Origin of the sequence: Halomonas sp. FeN2, assembly GCF_020595105.1 — a bacterium.
GTDB classification, from domain to species: domain Bacteria; phylum Pseudomonadota; class Gammaproteobacteria; order Pseudomonadales; family Halomonadaceae; genus Vreelandella; species Vreelandella neptunia.
The window spans coordinates 3,565,997-3,583,909 of record NZ_CP074200.1 but is presented as its reverse complement, the minus strand read 5'-3'; the positions used below and the strand labels follow the sequence as shown (position 1 = coordinate 3,583,909).

At 57.3% G+C, this 17,913-nt stretch carries 12 protein-coding genes; 9 read left to right on the top strand and 3 right to left on the bottom strand.

The genetic code is table 11. The features are described from left to right. Positions 1-154 precede the first annotated feature (154 nt). From KF947_RS16475 to KF947_RS16450, 6 genes are all read left to right on the top strand, one after another. A complete protein-coding gene (locus KF947_RS16475; protein WP_227404506.1) occupies positions 155-1,612 on the top strand; it encodes a DUF3375 domain-containing protein in 1,458 nt (485 codons plus the stop codon). Next, positions 1,609-2,217 (top strand): DUF4194 domain-containing protein, encoded by a 609-nt coding sequence (locus tag KF947_RS16470; RefSeq protein ID WP_227404505.1) that lies wholly within the window; start codon positions 1,609-1,611, stop codon positions 2,215-2,217. The genes KF947_RS16475 and KF947_RS16470 overlap by 4 nt, the downstream gene beginning before the upstream one ends. Further along, on the top strand, positions 2,207-5,599 hold the full coding sequence (locus KF947_RS16465) for an ATP-binding protein (RefSeq protein ID WP_227404504.1): 3,393 nt from the start codon (positions 2,207-2,209) through the stop codon (positions 5,597-5,599). Before KF947_RS16470 ends, KF947_RS16465 begins: the two co-directional genes overlap by 11 nt. Continuing rightward, on the top strand, positions 5,596-6,804 hold the full coding sequence (locus KF947_RS16460) for a DUF3322 domain-containing protein (RefSeq protein WP_227404503.1): 1,209 nt from the start codon (positions 5,596-5,598) through the stop codon (positions 6,802-6,804). Before KF947_RS16465 ends, KF947_RS16460 begins: the two co-directional genes overlap by 4 nt. 658 nt (positions 6,805-7,462) lie before the next feature. Next, the gene (locus KF947_RS16455; RefSeq protein WP_227404502.1) at positions 7,463-7,726 is read left to right on the top strand and encodes a hypothetical protein; all 264 of its coding nucleotides are present in this window, start codon (positions 7,463-7,465) and stop codon (positions 7,724-7,726) included. 173 nt (positions 7,727-7,899) lie between these two features. Next, positions 7,900-9,558, top strand: coding sequence for an ATP-binding protein (locus KF947_RS16450; protein ID WP_227404501.1), 1,659 nt, complete (start codon positions 7,900-7,902; stop codon positions 9,556-9,558). Positions 9,559-9,579: 21 nt separating this feature from the next. On the opposite strand, the gene KF947_RS16445 is transcribed toward KF947_RS16450, so the two are convergent. Further along, positions 9,580-11,244 (bottom strand): cyclic peptide export ABC transporter, encoded by a 1,665-nt coding sequence (locus KF947_RS16445; protein ID WP_227404500.1) that lies wholly within the window; start codon positions 11,242-11,244, stop codon positions 9,580-9,582. A gap of 174 nt (positions 11,245-11,418) precedes the next feature. Here KF947_RS16445 and KF947_RS16440 point away from each other — a divergent pair, with 174 nt between their 5' ends. Together KF947_RS16440 and KF947_RS16435 are read left to right on the top strand one after the other, a co-directional pair. Next, positions 11,419-12,711, top strand: coding sequence for a lysine N(6)-hydroxylase/L-ornithine N(5)-oxygenase family protein (locus KF947_RS16440; RefSeq protein WP_133732956.1), 1,293 nt, complete (start codon positions 11,419-11,421; stop codon positions 12,709-12,711). A gap of 174 nt (positions 12,712-12,885) precedes the next feature. Next, positions 12,886-13,743, top strand: coding sequence for a formyltransferase family protein (locus KF947_RS16435; RefSeq protein WP_133732957.1), 858 nt, complete (start codon positions 12,886-12,888; stop codon positions 13,741-13,743). An 8-nt stretch (positions 13,744-13,751) separates the two neighbouring features. Here the strand turns inward: KF947_RS16435 and KF947_RS22230 are convergent, their stop codons facing one another. Continuing rightward, positions 13,752-14,081: a hypothetical protein gene (locus KF947_RS22230; RefSeq protein WP_413614107.1), complete on the bottom strand. Its 330-nt coding sequence runs from the start codon at positions 14,079-14,081 to the stop codon at positions 13,752-13,754. Between the two features lie 392 nt (positions 14,082-14,473). Here KF947_RS22230 and KF947_RS16425 point away from each other — a divergent pair, with 392 nt between their 5' ends. Further along, on the top strand, positions 14,474-15,466 hold the full coding sequence (locus KF947_RS16425; protein WP_166650419.1) for an ABC transporter substrate-binding protein: 993 nt from the start codon (positions 14,474-14,476) through the stop codon (positions 15,464-15,466). 135 nt (positions 15,467-15,601) lie between these two features. On the opposite strand, the gene KF947_RS16420 is transcribed toward KF947_RS16425, so the two are convergent. Next, positions 15,602-17,803, bottom strand: a complete 2,202-nt coding sequence (locus tag KF947_RS16420) for a TonB-dependent siderophore receptor (RefSeq protein WP_133732959.1) — start codon at positions 17,801-17,803, stop codon at positions 15,602-15,604. Positions 17,804-17,913: the final 110 nt, after the last annotated feature.

Sequence of the window (17,913 nt, the reverse complement as noted above, 5' to 3'; positions counted from 1 at the left end):
CCCCTCGCAAACGGCTGCGTGGTTGGCTGGGGTGGCAAGCGCGGCCTAAGGTCAGGCATAATCCAACGAATCTCAATCCAACTGTTCAAGGCTCCCTAGTTCCCCCTGTGCGGCCTGGACATGGGTGGGTATTCACAGAGCATGATTCGACCGCATGGACTACGACTACCTCGCCAGTCTACGTAAATACCATCCCGCTTGGCGGCTGCTGCTAGCCGACCACGCGCCGCTGATCATTGCCTTCGTGCATCGCAGTTTTATCGAGCCCAATGTGCGCAGCCTGCCGGAACAGGAGCTGGCGGCGACGCTGGAAGACTATCTGTTCCACCTTCGCCTGGGGCTGGGCGAAGGACACTTTCCCAAACCCGCGCGGGAGTATCTGAATACCTGGGCCAGCGATGAGCGCGGCTGGCTGCGGCGCTATTTTCCCGCCGATTCGGACGAGCCGCATTACGATCTGGTACCTGCCGTCGAGCAAGCCGTGCAGTGGCTGGCAGGGCTTGAACAGCGCACCTTCGTGGGAGCTGAGTCGCGGCTGAAGCTGGTCTTCGATCTGCTGCGGGACATCTCCCAGAACAGCGAAACGGATCCAGAGACGCGAATTACGGAACTGAGCCGCCGCCGCGCCGCCATTGACGCAAAGATTGAGGAGATTCGCGCCGGCCATATGGCGTTTATGGATCCCACGCGGCTACGCGAGCGCTTTCTTCAGGCCACCGACACGGCTCGGGCGTTACTCGCCGACTTTCGCCAGGTGGAGCAGAATTTTCGCGACCTGGACCGCCAGGTACGCGAGCGGATCGCCACCTGGGAGGGCGGCAAGGCCGCGATACTCGAGGAGGTACTCGGCCAGCGTGATGCCATTACCGATTCCGACCAGGGCCGCAGTTTTCGTGCCTTCTGGGACTTCCTGATGTCCGCCGACCGCCAGCAGGAGCTCACCGAACTGCTGGAGTCGATCCTGGCGCTGAAGCCGGTCGCTGAACTGAACCCCGACCCGAGACTGCGCCGCATCCACTACGACTGGCTGACCGCCGGGGAGGCGACCCAGCGCACCGTGGCCCGGCTCTCCGAGCAGCTGCGACGCTATCTGGACGACCAGGCCTGGCTGGAGAACCGGCGTATCATGGATTTGCTGCGTGGGCTGGAGCAGCACGCCCTGGCGGTGCGCGAGGCCATACCAACCACCCCTTTCATGGCCGTGGAGGCACCGGCCCCCGACGTCCAGTTGCCCATGGATCGGCCGCTGTTCAGCCCTCCCATCAAGCCGCGTATCGAGCAGGCCCCGCTCGAGGAGGGAACCGCGGACATCACCGCCGACCCACTGTTCGAACAGGTTTACGTGGACAAGGAGCGGCTGCGGGCCCGGCTACGCCAGGCGCTGCAGACCCAGCGCCAGATCAGCCTGGAGGCGCTGCTGCAGCGGCATCCGCTGCGGCAGGGGCTGGCGGAACTGGTGACCTGGCTCAGCTTGGCCACCGGGGAGGGGCTGGGCCTCGTCGATGAGACACAGGAGCAGGTCGTGTATTGGATCGATGACCAGGGTCAGCAGCGCCGCGCCACTCTGCCCGCGGTGATCTTCGTCAGTGGCCATCAGGGAGCCCACCCATGAGCGAGACCGGCACCCCAGCCAACGAGCGCGAACCGGCGCTCTCTCCGGTGCTGATCCTGCTGTTCAAAGGCGTCCTCTACCGGGACGAGCAGCCAGCGGCATGGCAGGATCTGTTGCGACTCCAGGCGCAGGTACGCGACCATACTGGCGTATTCGGGCTGGAGCTGATTCTGGATGAAGCCGAGGGCTACGCCTACCTGCGCCAGCGCCCGGCCGAGGAGGGCGAGGAGGAGCTGCCCCGCCTGGTACCACGCCGCCAGCTCAGCTATCCGGTCAGCCTGCTGCTGGCACTGCTGCGCAAGAAGCTGGCCGAGCACGACGCCACCGGCGGTGATCCGCGGCTGATTCTCTCCAGTGAGCAGATCACCGACATGGTGCGCCTGTTCCTGCCCGAAACCGGTGACGAAGTGCGCCTGATGAACCGCATGGACGGCCATATCAAGCGTGTCGTGGAGCTGGGGTTCCTGCGCCGGCTGCGCGGTCAGGAGGAACGCTTCGAGGTGCGCCGCATTCTCGCCGCCTTCGTCGACGCCCAGTGGCTCGCCGAGTTCGACCAACGCCTGGCAGACTACCGCCAGCACCTGGATGACAAAGATGACGGATAACCCGCAGAACGCGCTGTTCGACTTCGCCGGCGACGACTCGCACACCGGGTTTCGGCTCCAGCGCCTGGAGGTCTACAACTGGGGCACCTTTCACCAGCGGGTATGGCATCTGGCGCCGAGCGGCGAGACCAGCCTGCTCACCGGCGACATCGGCTCCGGCAAGTCGACGCTGGTGGATGCCATCACTACCCTGCTGGTACCAGCCCAGCGCATCACCTACAACAAGGCTGCCGGCGCCGAACAGCGCGAGCGTAGCCTGCGCTCCTATGTGCTTGGCTACTACAAGACGGAGCGCGGCGATGGCGCCCTGGCCGCCAAGCCCGTCGCCCTGCGCGACTTCAATAGCTACTCGGTGATTCTCGCGCAGTTCTACCATGCCGGCTACGACCAGCACGTCACCCTGGCCCAGGTATTCTGGCTGCGCGACAGCCAAGGGCAGCCCGCTCGCAGCTATGTGGTCGCCGACCGGCCGCTGACCATCACCGAAGACTTCGCCAACTTCGGCAGCGACCTCAATGCCCTGCGCAAACGCCTGCGCCAGCTGCCCCAGTTGGAGCTGTTCGACCACTTCCCGCCCTATGGGGCGGCGTTCCGCCGGCGCTTTGGTCTCGACAGCGAGCAGGCACTGGAGCTGTTCAACCAGACGGTCTCCATGAAATCGGTCGGCAATCTCACCGAGTTCGTGCGTGGGCATATGCTGGAGGCCTTCGCGGTGGAGGAGCGCATCGACGCCCTGATCCGCCACTTCGAGGATCTTGACCGCGCCCACCAGGCGGTGCTCAAGGCGAAGGCGCAGATCGATGCCCTGCGGCCGCTGGTCGACAACCTGAACCGCCACGCCGAGGCCAGTGACCAGGCCCGGGAGCTCACCGCCTGCCGTGAGGCGCTGCAACCCTGGTTCGCCGGGATCAAGGCGCAACTGCTGGAGCAGCGGCGGGAGAAGCTGGAACGGGAGCTGGAGCGGCTGGCCACCCGGATCGAGGCGCTGGAGAGCGAGCAACAGCAGAACCAGGCCAAGCGCGACGAGCTGAAACAGGCCATTGCCGACAACGGCGGCGACCGCCTGGAGCAACTCAAGCGGCAGATCAAGGAACAGGGCGAGAGAGCCGATGAGCGCCGCCGGCGGGCCGAGGAGTACCAGGAGCTGACCCAACACCTGGCGCTGGATCCGCTGGGCGACGAAACCGTGTTTCAGGATAACCGGCAACGGGTGGAGCAAGCCCTCGATACCCTGGAAGATCGCAAGGCCGAGGCCCAGAACGCGGTGACCGAGGCGGCGGTCGCCTTCCGCGATGGCCGCGTGGGTGTCGAGGAGGTCGAGCGTGAGCTGGACTCCCTGCGCCAGCGGCGCTCCAACATCCCCGCCGCCATGTTGGCACTGCGCGAAAGGCTGTGCGAGAGCACCGGGCTGCCAGCCGAGTCGCTGCCCTTTGCCGGCGAGTTGATCCAGGTACGTGACGAAGAGCGCGACTGGGAGGGCGCCATCGAGCGCGTGCTACACAATTTCGGCCTGTCGCTGCTGGTGCCGGATGCGCACTATCAGGAGGTCGCGGAGTGGGTGGACCGCACCCACCTGCGCGGCCGCCTGGTCTACTACCGGGTGCGCGAGCCGAAAGGCGCCGCCCTGCCGCAGCTGCACCCGGACTCCCTGGTGCGCAAACTCGCCGTACGACCGGACTCCGACTTCTACGCCTGGCTGGAACAGGAGCTCGCCCGCCGCTTCGACTACGCCTGCTGCCACGACCTGGCGCAGTTGCGTCGCGAGCAGCGCGCCATCACCCGCAGCGGCCAGATCAAGGCCAAAGGCGAGCGCCACGAGAAGGACGACCGCCACGCCATCAATGACCGGGCCCGCTTCGTGCTGGGCTGGAGCAACGAGGCCAAGATCGCCGCCCTGGAGCAGCAGCAATATCAGTTGCAACAGCGGCTACAGCACCTGGCCGACACCCTGAGCCGGGCGCAAGAGACCCAGAAGCAACTGGAAACCCGCGGCACTCTGCTCCATCGGATCGATGTCTACCGCCATTTTCAGGAGCTGGACTGGCACACCCCGACACTGCTCATCCAGCGCCTCGAGGAGGAGCGCCAGGCGTTAGAGGCGACCTCGGATACGCTGCGTCTGTTACAGCAGCAACTCGGCGACTTGGAAGCAGAACTGAAGGCACAGGGCACGCGTCTGACCGGGCTGCGCGACGAGAGCACCACCGCGCGACTCAAGTACCAGCAGGCCGGTGACGCCCAGGCCGAGGCCGAAGCCCTGGTGGAGCGCACCGACGCCACGGTGCGCGAAAACGACTTCCCCCGCCTCGACGCGCTACACCCCGAGGCCCTGCCCGAGCGGCGCTTGACCGTGGAGTCCTGTGACAATGCCGAGCGGGAGATGCGCACCTGGCTGCAGGGGCGCATCGACGCCGAGGAGAGACGCCTCAAGCGCCTGGGCGAGCGCATCATCGACGCCATGCGCAGCTACCAGACCGCGTGGCCACTGGAGACCCGCGAGGTGGACGTCAGCATCGCCGCCGGCGACGAGTACCGCGGCATGCTCCAACAACTGGTCAGCGACGACCTGCCGCGCTTCGAAGCGGACTTCCGCAAGCTGCTCAAGGAGAACACCATCCGCGAGGTGGCCGGTTTCCAGGCCAAGCTCAACCAGGAGCGCGAACTGATCCGCGAGCGCATCGATACCATCAACCGCTCGCTGCACGCCATCGACTACAACCCCAACCGCTATATCCGCCTGCAGGCCGAACCGACTCCGGATCCCGAGGTACGCGAGTTCCGCGAGGAGCTGCGCGCCTGCACCGAAGGGGCCCTGACCGGCTCGGAAACCGAGGAGTACTCCGAAGCCAAATTCCTGCAGGTGAAAGCCATCATCGAGCGCCTGCGCGGGCGGGAGGGCCAGACCGAGCTCGACAAGCGCTGGACACGCAAGGTGACCGATGTGCGCAACTGGTTCGTCTTCTCCGCCTCGGAGCGCTGGCGAGAGGACGACGCCGAGCACGAGCACTACACCGATGCCGGCGGCAAGTCCGGTGGCCAGAAGGAGAAGCTCGCCTACACCGTGCTGGCCGCCAGCCTGGCCTATCAGTTCGGCCTTGAAGCGGGTGAGCAGCGCTCGCGCTCATTCCGCTTCGTGGTCATCGACGAAGCCTTCGGCCGCGGCTCCGACGAGTCCGCCCGCTACGGTCTGGAGCTGTTCCAGCGGCTCAATCTGCAGCTGCTGATCATCACCCCGCTGCAGAAGATCCATATCATCGAGCCCTTCGTCGCCAACGTGGGCTATGTGCACAACGACGGCGGCCAGCACTCCATGGTGCGCAATCTCAGCATCGAGGAGTATCGCGCCGAGCGTGCCGCCCGCAGCATGATCAGCGTGTCATGAGCTGGAGCACCCCTGCCACCATCCGCGCGCAGGTGGAAAAGGCCTGGGACAGTGGCCGCCTTCTCGCCGCCCGGGTGTCCGGCGAATCGCCGTTCCCCCTGGAGATCCGCCTGCGCTGCCCCAGCGCCCGGGACATCACCGAGCGCTTCGGCGCGGTGATGGACTGGGTGAACGCGCTGCGGGAGCAGAGCCGGGAGAGACGCGGCTACGGCTACGAGCTGCGCTGGCAGCAGGTCAACAACCGGGTTCACGGCAGCAACGCCATTCCGGTGGCAGCGATCATCGCCGATGAAACCCAGGCCCTGCAGCTGATCCGTCGCCAGCAGGATGCCCAGCGCTTCCAGGCCCTGGCCGACACCCTGCTTCACCACCACCTCGAACTGCAGGATTGGATAGCGCGCCACCCCCTCGCCGTGCTCCGCCATGCCCACGACTGGCCCCGCCTGCTGGCCGTACTGGCGTGGTTCCTGGCCCACCCGCGGCCAGGGCTCTACCTGCGCCAACTGGACATTCCCGGCGTCGACACCAAGTTCATCGAAACCCGCCGGGGCCTGCTCGCCGAGCTGCTGGATGTGGTGCTACCGGCGACCGCCATCCACCGCGATGCCCGCGGCGTTAAGGGCTTCGCGCGCCGCTATGGCCTGCGCACGGAAGCGCCGCAGATCCGCTTCCGTCTGCTCGACCCGGCGCTGTCCATTCAGGGCCTGCGCGATATCGCGGTTCCGCCGGAGGAGTTCGCCGGGCTGAGCCTGCCGGTACAGCGTGTGTTTATCACCGAGAACCGCACCAACGGCCTGGCCTTCCCCGAGACATCCGCCAGCCTGGTGATCTTCGGCTTGGGCTATGGCCTGGAGAGGCTGAGAGAGATCCCCTGGCTGCACGATAGCGCGCTCTGGTACTGGGGCGACATCGACACCCACGGCTTCGGCATCCTCAACCGCCTGCGCGCCAGCTTGCCCCATGCCCGCTCCCTGCTGATGAACCGTCCCACTCTGATGGGCCACCACCCCCTGTGGGGCCAGGAACCCGAGGAGAAGCGCTACACCGGCCACCCCACCAGGCTCACCGCCGACGAGCAGGCACTGTTCGAAGAACTGCGCGCAGACCGTTTGGGCGCGCGGGTGCGACTGGAGCAGGAGCGCATCTCCTTCAGCGCCGTCGAGCGTGCGGTGGCGGCGACCGAGGTCATTACACAAGGGCGTTAATGCGCACCGCTATCGCGATGCTACGCATGACCTAACGCTGCATCGACTATCGGTAACGAGCTGCGGGTAATTGAATCAGCCCAGAGTTGAGAAGTGCAAGGAGGTCAAGCACGGGAGAGAGAAGCAACGATTCTCGTTTACTCTATGGAGATCGACTACCTGTAAGATAAACTCCTTGCACAAGGAAACCAGCATGTTCGAGGTCAAGGGTGCCACTTTCGTTTCGAGATCAACGGCAAATGCCTGCTGCATTCTGTGGAGCACCGTTTCAAAGAGGGCAAGATCTACGGGTTGATCGGCCATAACAGCTCGGGAAAGCCAGATCAATAGGGTCAGATCTATTGATCTGACTCGCCCAGTCACTCGGACTGCGACCGCGGTTCGCAACAACCGCCAATTTTGCAGCCTCAGAGCAAACAGTTGACACCTACTCTCTAGCTTAGTCGTTTGCACTATCGTCGCTATGCTGATTGTCAGCACCTCTCCTGTCCCTAAGTAAAATGTAAGGAGCCCCTCGGATGAGCGAGACTGACGAGCAGCGTCCCACCGACCATGGAGGCCCTTGGAAAATCGCCCTGGGATGCTATTTTGCCGTTTTTTTGGCTTTACTGTTCCCATCTATTGATCAGCAGGTGGATTGGTCGAAAGGGTATCCCCCATGGATAAAGAGCTTCAGCAAATCACCGCGGATACCAATACCGGTCGCTGCTATGCCGATAAGCTGCTGAAGGTATATGCCCACGACAGCACTGGGGAGGGCAGGGAAACCTGGGTATTGATCCACGCAGAAGTCCAGGGCGAACCAGAAGACGCCTTTGCCGAACGGATGTATACTTATCACTACCGCTTGCGGGATCGTTACCGCGAGGATGTGGTCAGTATGGCAGTGCTACAAGCCGACCATGATCAGTTGAAAGACTGATTGTGAGAGGTACTGTTCGCCGCTAGCCTGGACGATATGTTTAAGCGCTGACAGCGCCATACGGCTATTTGCCGACCCGCCTGATCTACTCGTCGATTTGATCAATGATCTACACCCAAACTTACCGGATATTGCCTCGGTAGACATACTCAACCCGACGAGGCTGCTCCGCGATGTGGTACGCGTCACGCCAAGCCGCTGGGCATGCTAAACTGCTATTCGTATCGCTGTTTTTTGCTCTGGAGACCGCCGTGACGGATTCCCACCGCCGTAAGTTACCCATCGGGATTCAGACGTTCTCGGATATCCGCGAGGGCAACTATTACTACGTCGATAAAACCCCGCATATCGAGCGTTTGGTTAACCAGAACAAATACTATTTCCTATCGCGGCCGCGCCGCTTCGGCAAAAGCCTGTTGCTGGATACCCTGCGCTGCCTGTTTGAAGGCCGCCAAGCGCTATTTGAAGGGCTCTATATTCATGATAGGTGGGACTGGCAGCAGCGCTACCCGGTGATTCGTATTAGCTTTGCCGATGGAGTGATGCAGAGCCGTGAGGGGCTGGACGAGCGTATTCGTGAGCAGTTAAGGGTTCAACGCGAGCAGCTCGGCATTACTCAGCATCATAAAACCGATATACCGGGTGAATTTTCTGCCCTGATCCGCGCCGCCCACCAGCAGAGCGGCCAGCGGGTGGTTGTGCTGATCGATGAGTACGACAAACCGATTCTGGATAATATCCTGGTGTCGGAGCGCGCCCGAGAACTACGCGAGGGCCTGAAAAACCTTTACAGCGTTATCAAAGACGCCGACCCGCACTTGCACTTTGTGCTGCTTACCGGTGTTTCCAAGTTCAGCAAGGTCAGTCTGTTTTCGGGCTTGAACAATCTGCGCGACATTACCCTGTCGCCCGACTATGCGACCCTTTGTGGCTATACCGATGACGACATTGATACAGTATTTGAACCCGAACTGTCTGGGTTAGACCGTCAGGAAATCAAACAGTGGTATAACGGCTATCGTTGGGGTGGCCGAGAGGTTACGTCTGTCTACAATCCCTTCGATGTACTGTTGCTGTTCCAAGAACAAGAGTTCGGCCCATACTGGTTTGAGTCTGCGACGCCGACGTTTTTGGTCGATATCCTCAAGCAGCGGGGAGTATTTACCCCTCGATTGGAGACCTTACAGGCAAAAGCGCAGCTGCTAGGGCGCTTTGATGTGGATGACATCACCACCGAAGGGCTACTTTTTCAAACGGGTTATATCACCATTAAGGACGTGCAGGAGCCCATGCTGGGCTATCGCCTCTATACGCTAGGCTTTCCGAATCGAGAGGTGGAAAGCAGTCTCAACGATTTATTGCTACCGGTACTGGGTATCAACGCAAGCGAGGCACAAACCCATCAACTGGCGTTATTCGATATTTTTCAGCGCCATGATCTGGCTGCTTTGGAAGCTCACCTCAAAGCCCTTTATGCAGGACTCCCCCACGACTGGTACCGCAACAATCCCATTGCCCAATATGAAGGCCACTATGCCAGTGTCTTCTATAGCCACTTTGCCGCTCTAGGGCTGGATGTGACGGTGGAAGATGCCAGCCACCACGGCAAGGTGGATATGAGTGTGGACGTTGGTGGGCATATTTACCTGTTTGAGTTTAAGGTGGTCGAACAACTGCCAGAAGGTAAAGCGCTGACGCAAATCAAACACAAGGGCTATGCCGATAAGCACCGCGCCTCCAGCAAACCCATACACCTGATCGGCGTGGAGTTTTCCAGCACCCAGCGCCAGATTGTAGCTTTTGAGGTGGAGACCTTGGTTAAAAGCTCTTGAACCGTCCCTGGCTCAACAACCCTACGACGGTTCGATTGCCTCCACTTCCACACTAGTCGGCTGCTCACCATCTAGCTGTTCTGGCGCCAACAGCTTGCCGCTCTCCAGCCGCACCAACCGATCCGCGAGGTGGAAATAGCGGTCATCGTGGGTGATGACCAGCACCGCTTTACCCATGCGTTTTAGCTCGGGCAACACCTCGCAGTAAAACACCTCTTTGAATAACGGATCCTGATCCGCCGCCCACTCGTCAAACACCAAGAAGGGCCGATCCTCAAGGTAGGACACCACCAGCGCCAGACGCTTACGCTGGCCCTGGGAGAGTGCTTGGGTGGTGAACGCACCGTTTTCAACCCGCACCTTGTGCTGCAGGTGCAACTTGGCCAGCAGGCGATTACCCTCCTCGTCCAGGCCATCACGCGGTGCCTCTAACAGGCGCTCAAAGAGATGGAAGTCTGAGAACACCACCGAGAAAAGCTGCCGGTAGGCATCCCAGCCATCCGCTTCCACCCGCTCGCCATTGAGCAATACCTCGCCACCTTCCGGCGGGTAAAGCCCCACCACTACTTTGGCCAGCGTGGTCTTACCGCTACCGTTGCCCCCCACCAGAAACACCACTTCCCCCGGCGTAAAGCTCAGATTAATCGGCCCCAGCTCAAAGAAGTCATCGCTCTGCTCGTGGTAGTACTGATGGGTGACTTCGCGCAACTCAAGATGCTGCAAAGCAGGCATCTGGGTAGTCTGGGTAGTCGCTTGTCTCTCCTGCCCCTGGGGCATCTCTCGTGCGATGTCATCAATTCGGCTAGCGGCTACCCGCGCCATATTGATTCGCGGAATATTGATCAGCAAGCCTTCAAGGGGGGTCACCATAAATACAAACACCAGGGCAAAACCGGTCATTACCTGGGTTTGATTAGGCCCATCGCCCGCCAACACAAACAGCACCAGACCGATAAAGGCGTACATCAGGAACTGCCCCCAACTGGTCGAGATCACGAACAGCGACATGCCATAGGTACGCAGCCGCCGCACGCCTTCAACCGACTCCCCCAGTATCTGATCCATAAAGACCCGGCTCTTGCGTTGGTGTAGCCGCAACTCTTTTGCACCATCGGTCAGCGCGCGGAAATGTCCAAACAGACGATCCTGCTCGGATGAAGCGGACTGTAGGTAATGAATAGCGCGTAAGTGCACCAGGTGGTAGCCGACAGCGCCCAGCCCAATCACCCCAAGTGCAAATAAAAACACCTGCCATGAAAGCATTGCCAGGTAGCCCAAGCACCCCACCACGATGACCGTATTGGTCAAAATCACCGGCAAGCTAACGAACAGCACCGCCACGTTGTTGCTGTGCTCGGTGAGTGCTGACTGGATCCGCGCACTGCCCACACGCTCGAACTGAGCAAAGGAGGTCTCGGCCACACACTGGGCGACAAAACTGCGTAACTCGGCCAGAGCACGCTGCCCCAACCGCTCAAACAGCGCCGTCGACACCATCCGACAGACCATTAGGGCCACGGCGATACCCGCGAAGGCCCAGGCAGCATTGGCGCGGCTGGCGGAGTCGCTGGTTAACGCCGCATTAATTTGGGCAATCAGCAGCACGCTGAAAAGCCCCGAGAGAATGCTGGCCAGCGCAGCAGCGGTCATCAACCCGCGAGTTCGACGAAACAGATAGGAAAGCACATTCACCTCGTTGGAAAGCGACACCTATCCATACAGACGAACAGCTCACGCAAAAAGTTAAGCAATTTTTATGTAAACAAGCCTTATTCTCATTCGTCCTTAGATAAGGAAGCCAGTAACGCCGCCCCTCCGGCGGAGTGATTTTTTATTGGCTCGTCAGCCACGAGGACTCTTATGCATATTCACGACTTGATCGGCATCGGCTTCGGCCCCTCCAATATTGCCCTGGCCATTGCGCTCGACGAACAGCGCCAGGCAGGGCGAGCGAAGGATGCCTTGTTTATTGAGCGTCAGCCCTACTTTGCCTGGCACCCGCATATGTTGCTGGAAAATGCCCATATGCAGATTTCTTTCCTCAAAGATCTGGTCACGCCGCGTAACCCTGGGAGCCGTTTCAGCTTCCTCAATTATCTTCACAGCAAAGGCCGCTTGCAGGACTTTATCAACCTGCAGACCTTCTTCCCCAGCCGTCATGAGTTCAATGATTACCTAAGCTGGACTGCCAGCCACTTTGAACACCAGTGCACCTATGGAGAGGATGTGTTTGAAGTGCTGCCCGAAACTGATAACGACGAGGTCGCCTACCTCCGCGTGCGTTCACGGGATGAGAGTGGCGCGGTGCAGGAAAGGCTCACCCGTTCATTGGTAATCAGCGTGGGGGGTGCGCCCAATGTGCCTGAATGCTTCGCCGGGCTAAAAGACGACCCACGGGTCTTCCACTCCAGCCACTATCTGAGAGAGCTGGCGAAGCAAGACGCCCCCAAACGCATCGCCGTGATCGGTGCCGGCCAGAGCGCCGCTGAGATATTCCTTGACCTGCATGGCCGTGAAGGCATTCAGGTGGATCTGATTAGCCGGGCATGGGCCTTTAAACCCTCCGACGATAGCCCCTTCGTCAACGAGATTTTCAACCCCGAATACACCGACTACGTGTTCAACAACCCCACCGGCCAGCGGGAAGCACTGCTGCAGGAGTACAAAAGCACCAACTACTCAGCCCCTGACTTGGCGTTGATTCAGGAGATTTACGATGTGTTCTATCAGCAAAAAGTAACCGGCCAGGCCCGCCACCGCTTCCGTCGCCGCCATGAGGTTATCGGCAGTGAAGCAGGCCCTGAAGGCGTTGAGCTAAACGTGCGTGATTTAGAGACTGGTCATACGGATATCACCCGCTACGACGCAGTAGTGTTAGCCACCGGCTATGTACGCGACACCCATAAACAGCTACTGGCCCCCGTCGCGGACTACCTGCCTGAGTTTGCTGTCAATCGCCACTATCAGCTTTACACCAAGCCTGAGTTCAAACCGGCTATTTTCCTGCAAGGCAGCTGCGAGCCCACCCATGGTTTAAGCGATACCCTGCTGTCGATTTTGGCGGCACGAACAAGCGAGATATGCGATGCATTAGATCATGCAGCAGCTTTTTATGCCCCTTCACCCTGCAAGGAGGCAGCTACTACACCTTAGTTTTCACCAACTCACTTTCATAAATCGTACCAGTGGTCAGGCCACCTCTTGGCCACTGGACTTAGCAACTAGATGCCGTTCTTCAATACGTTCTCGGTTAGAGCACAGGCGTTGAAGCAGCATGACTGATGCACCTTAAGACCACCATCTACTATTAAAAAGCATGGGTAAAACATGTCTAAATTAAAACTAGCTTATATCCTGTCACTGAGAAATGCTGCAGCCGATAAAGCTGGGCAATACATTGAGTATAAGGGGGAGAAACAGTACATGATGTCCCCTCTTGAGTATCTGGTGACATCTCTCAACGAGACTCCGCTAGGCGATGCCTACTCTCTGGAAACAGTGATTTATGATGACGATGAAGGCTCAATAAAAGACCAAGAGAAGCTCAAAGACTATGGTTTCTGTCGTCATCCTGGAAGGCCATGGATATTGCCACAAGAGCTCTTAGTGTCGGGGCGCCACATTGACGACCTCTTTTGCTCTATACCATCCACTTACCGACGCTTACCAAGCGACTCACCCGATAGACTCCCTGCGAAGTCGACGTTTGAAAAAAGCTTGCTAGAGAAGTTAGTGGCAATCGAAGCAGACGTCGTCGTCCTTGACGGACTATTAGTTATTCTAGACGAGCTCATCCGCCCCCAGAGTCCTTTTTATCGCAAGATCGTCAATATCCATCCCGGTATTACGCGCCAAGACTCTCCCTATCAAAGACGAGGTGCCTCGGCAACACTTGATGCACTGTACGGGGCTCAAGGAAAAAAAGTTATCAACTGGCAGACAATGGAGACCGAAAGCACTCCTGCTATCAACAAGACCGGCGCCTCACTCCACTTTGTCGACAGCGGAATTGATTCTGGCGAAGTCATCTACGATCTATTAGAAACTCATATCGAACCCGATGACTCCATCATTGAATTACGGTGGAGAAACTTCAATAAAAGCCTCTTTCCCACGCTTCACGAGGGGCTGGAAACTCTAAAAAACAACATCACAGCTTCTCAGCATGCTGAATTAATTGAATAGCCGCAGCGCTAACCCAGGCAACGACACTTTTGCCCCCCCCCCTCGCCGAGGTCGTCTACTGACATCACTACCGGGTAGTTAGTGCGACCTCGATTGCCCAATGCCTTCCCAGCTATGAGCGGCGTGCCCCCCTCTTGTTGAGGTGAACTATATCGATAATTCAGCAAGCTCGTGAATAGCGGGGCTCCCCCAGGCAAAGCACTGCAACGCTGGGCTAGACCTAGATTGACATGCTCGTGGTGCAGCAGTTCGGCCAACTCGTTATGAGTTTCGCTTAAGCCATCGGCCACACTTTTAGTACCCAGCCTGATGCGGATAGGTAACGTATTAATAAACATACCCAATGCCCGTTCGGCGCCCTCAATACCTTGCCTGCGCTACGAAGTATCGGAATGGCAGCGGTTTGGGTGACTCGCCTTTTCGTCCTTGCTGGATGAGGACAATCTCGTCCACTAGCAGATCAAGTGTGGTGTAATCCAGCATCAGGTGGTGGCTGGGCAGCTGCAGCAGCCAACGCCCGCAAGCAAGAAGCCACTGTGCCAAAATATTCTGTCGACCCGACGCCCTGATGCTTACTCAACGTTGACATCAGGGCAGAGCTATTCATAATATGAAAATAATAATTATTTACACAAAATACAGAGTATTTGTGAGCTGACCATACTCTGACGTATTTAGTTATTTAACACTCAGCATAACGCCGATTTATATGAAAAACACAGGCATAATCGTGAAATATCAAAATGGTACTTTTTATCGTTCTATACGCCATAAAAGAATTGCTTTGTCAGCGACGTTGCTAATCGGTTTGTTGATTAGCAATCTTTTGATGGCCAGCGATGAAAACAGCGAAGTCCCCTTGGCAACGTTTGACTTCGCAATTGCTGAAACACTCAACGCAATTGGACATCCACCTATGTTTCTAGCAGGGCTCAAGGGCTACGAGACGTACTCACGTCAAAGTGACGTTATCCCCAATACGACCAACCTAGGTTATCGTCACTTACCTAATCTTGAATTACTTGCAGGCCATCCACCAGAAAATATCCTGATTTCACCACCTGCTCATACTAGTTTATTACCAAGACTCAGCGAAATTGCTGATGTTAAAGAATATCTCCTGTATAACTTTTCTAAAAGCGATGACGCACTGAACCACTGGGAAGTGGTGGAAGAGTTAACTCGACAGCTTGGCACTCTCGTCAATGACTCTGCCGCATCGGAGCAGTACATTGAGAAAACCAACAACCATTTTGACGATTTAAAAAGGAAACTCAACAACACAGACCCTTCTTTATTAATAGTGCAATTAATGGATGAACGCCATGCTCGTGTTTTTGGCAAGGGAAGTGTTGAGGGCATGGTGTTAAATCGCCTTGGTCTTCAGAACGCTTGGCAGGGAGATTTAGGCCAATGGGGAATGACCACGGTTAGCGCAACATCTCTGTTTAGCATCAATACTAAAATGATATTTCTTGAAACGCCCTACGACCCACCTGGGGGCCAGAGAAAACTACTCACTGATGGTCAATGGAGACACTTACCAAGCGTGAGAGAAGGCAACTATAAGATTATTCCTACTAACTACTGGTCTTGGGGAGGACTACCTGCCGCCCAGCAATTCGCAGACAGTCTAGCAAACCAGCTCATCGGCAACGAAGTCGACGCACAAGTTGCATATTCCGTTCAAAACCATCACGAAGAAAATGCTGATATTCACTAAGACTCCAGCACCCACAGAATCATGGGCTCTAAAGACCGTTGTCACGACTTTATGCTCCTGACAACGGTTGTGATCACTGCTTCTCTAACAAGGTTCGATGCCCCGTCAGCTTCAGGGCTCCCTCTCAATCATGGCTTACCATTTATACGAAACGGTACCAATAACGGAGCGCTCACTACCCCAGTAGCACCTTCCAGCGTTATTACATTCTGCGATGTAGTCTTTGCCCAAAAGATTACGAGCATTCACGCTCGCACGCCAATTTGGATTGAACTGATACCCTAGCGTCATATCCACCAATGTTGTCGACTCGGTTTTTACGGTACCATAGGTGCTTTCAGGGTACCCATAAGAACTGCCGAGATAGCGAACTCCCAATCCCGTCTCCAGACCATCCAACAAGCTATCCCCATGGAACTGATAATTCGCCCATACAGCTCCTTGGTGGCGTGGGATCGACACCATCTGTTTGCCTTCCACATAGGAGCCCGCGTCTTCGGTTATTCTAGCATCTGTATAGGCATAGGAAGCACTGACGCTGAGATTATCCGTCACATCCCCTCGGGCTTCCAATTCCACGCCTTTTGACTCGGTTTCACCTATTTGCCGAGCAACACCTCCATCGGAATATGTGACATCATTCTCTTTCTGCAGCTCATAGTAAGCCAGAGTGTACATTACATCATGGTTTTCAGGTTCATACTTAAAGCCCGCTTCAACCTGCTGACCGGTAATGGGTTCGAAAGGTGAGTTCGACTCACTCTGTACCTGCTGCACAGGAACGAAAGAAGTGGCATAACTCATATAGGGCGACACGCCATTATCGAATTGGTACATCACTCCAGCTTGCCAAGTAAATTCCCGGTCGGTCACTTCAAAACTTCCATCGCGGTTGACACGATCATCTATTTGGCTTTCTGCCCAGTCATAACGCCCCCCTAACATTCCGATCCAACCATCTCTCTTGGCCTGAATTTGTGAATATACCCCGGCCAGATCTTGCTTCAGTTCTGCATCGGTTGCCCTGGTTGACGTCTTTGGTGGGCTTGTCCACTCTGGATCAAAAATGTCGATCATCACGAACTCGTCCGGGCGTTGGCTGATAAACTGCTGAGCATCGTATGAACTCCTATCATAGCCAGCCCCAAACAGAACCGTATTCTCCCAGCCGCCTGCATCAAAATGGCCCACGAGTTGGTTATCGATTGACGCCATATAGGTGTTATCGTCACGGTCTCGTCCATAGGCAGCCAAAAAGCTGTCATAGCCATCACCAGCGGCCCCTGCAAAGCCGGCAGGAGGGAAGGACCACCAGATTTCTTTGCGTATTGTACTCGCACTCAGATAGCGGGCATTCTGGCGGAAAGACCATTGCTCATTGAACAAGTGCTCATACTCATAACCGGCCGACCAGAATTCCCGATCGAATACGTCCCAGTCTGGATGCCCCAGTGAGTGGCTGGTATCCAGCTGCCCATTGGGGTGCTTCAGCAGGGTGCCCGCGGCAGGAAGCCCCGTCTGGAGCTCCGTATCATCCTTCTGATATTGGGCAAGTAGCGTCAGTGTATCGCGATCCGATAGATCAAAGGCAATAGAAGGTGCTAGGTAAATGCGATCGTCCGAGACATTGTCAGTCTGAGTATCGGCATCGCGCACCAGAACCACCATCCTCCCCCGAACCGAGCCATCGTCGGTCAATGGGCCAGACACGTCCATGGAGGCCTGTCGGCGGTCATGGGAACCATACGACAGATTGACCTCTCCTTGTGGGGTATCCGTGGGTCGCTTGCTGACTAGATTCACCAAGCCTCCGGGGACATTCTCCCCATACAGTACCGAAGTCGGCCCCTTGATCACCTCGACCCGCTCCAGCCCGTATGGCTCCGCCGAAGTGGTGTAAGCATTGGGCTGTACCCTCAGGCCATCGCGATAAGTACCGTAACCATAATCGCGCGCATTGACGCCGCGGATACGAAAGATATCGCCAGCCAAGGCATCATGAACGCCATAGGAGACGGGAGAGACGCCCGGTATATACATCAGGATGTCAGATAGAGTCTGCGCCCCCTGATCCTCAATCATGTTACGGGTGACCGAGGAAACGGATCGAGGGGTCTCAGATATAGGAGTATCGGTCTTGGTACCCGTCATACTCCGATTCGCTCGGTATCCGGCATCGGGCCCAAGGGGGCCTTCCCTTTCTGCCGTGACCAGAATCTCGTTCAGTTCGGTGGCCTGCTCCTCTTCCTCAGCAACCGCATGACCCGATGTCGCGGTTACCAAGGCAACAACCAAGCTTCCCCGGCAGACCAACACACATTTTTCTTTATAGTTCATAACTACTTTCCCATTGAATGACAAAATTCAAAAGCATTACGATAAAACGCAATCTAAATGATAATTATTTTTATATAAAAAGCAACTCGATTACTGCTATTTTCAACCGT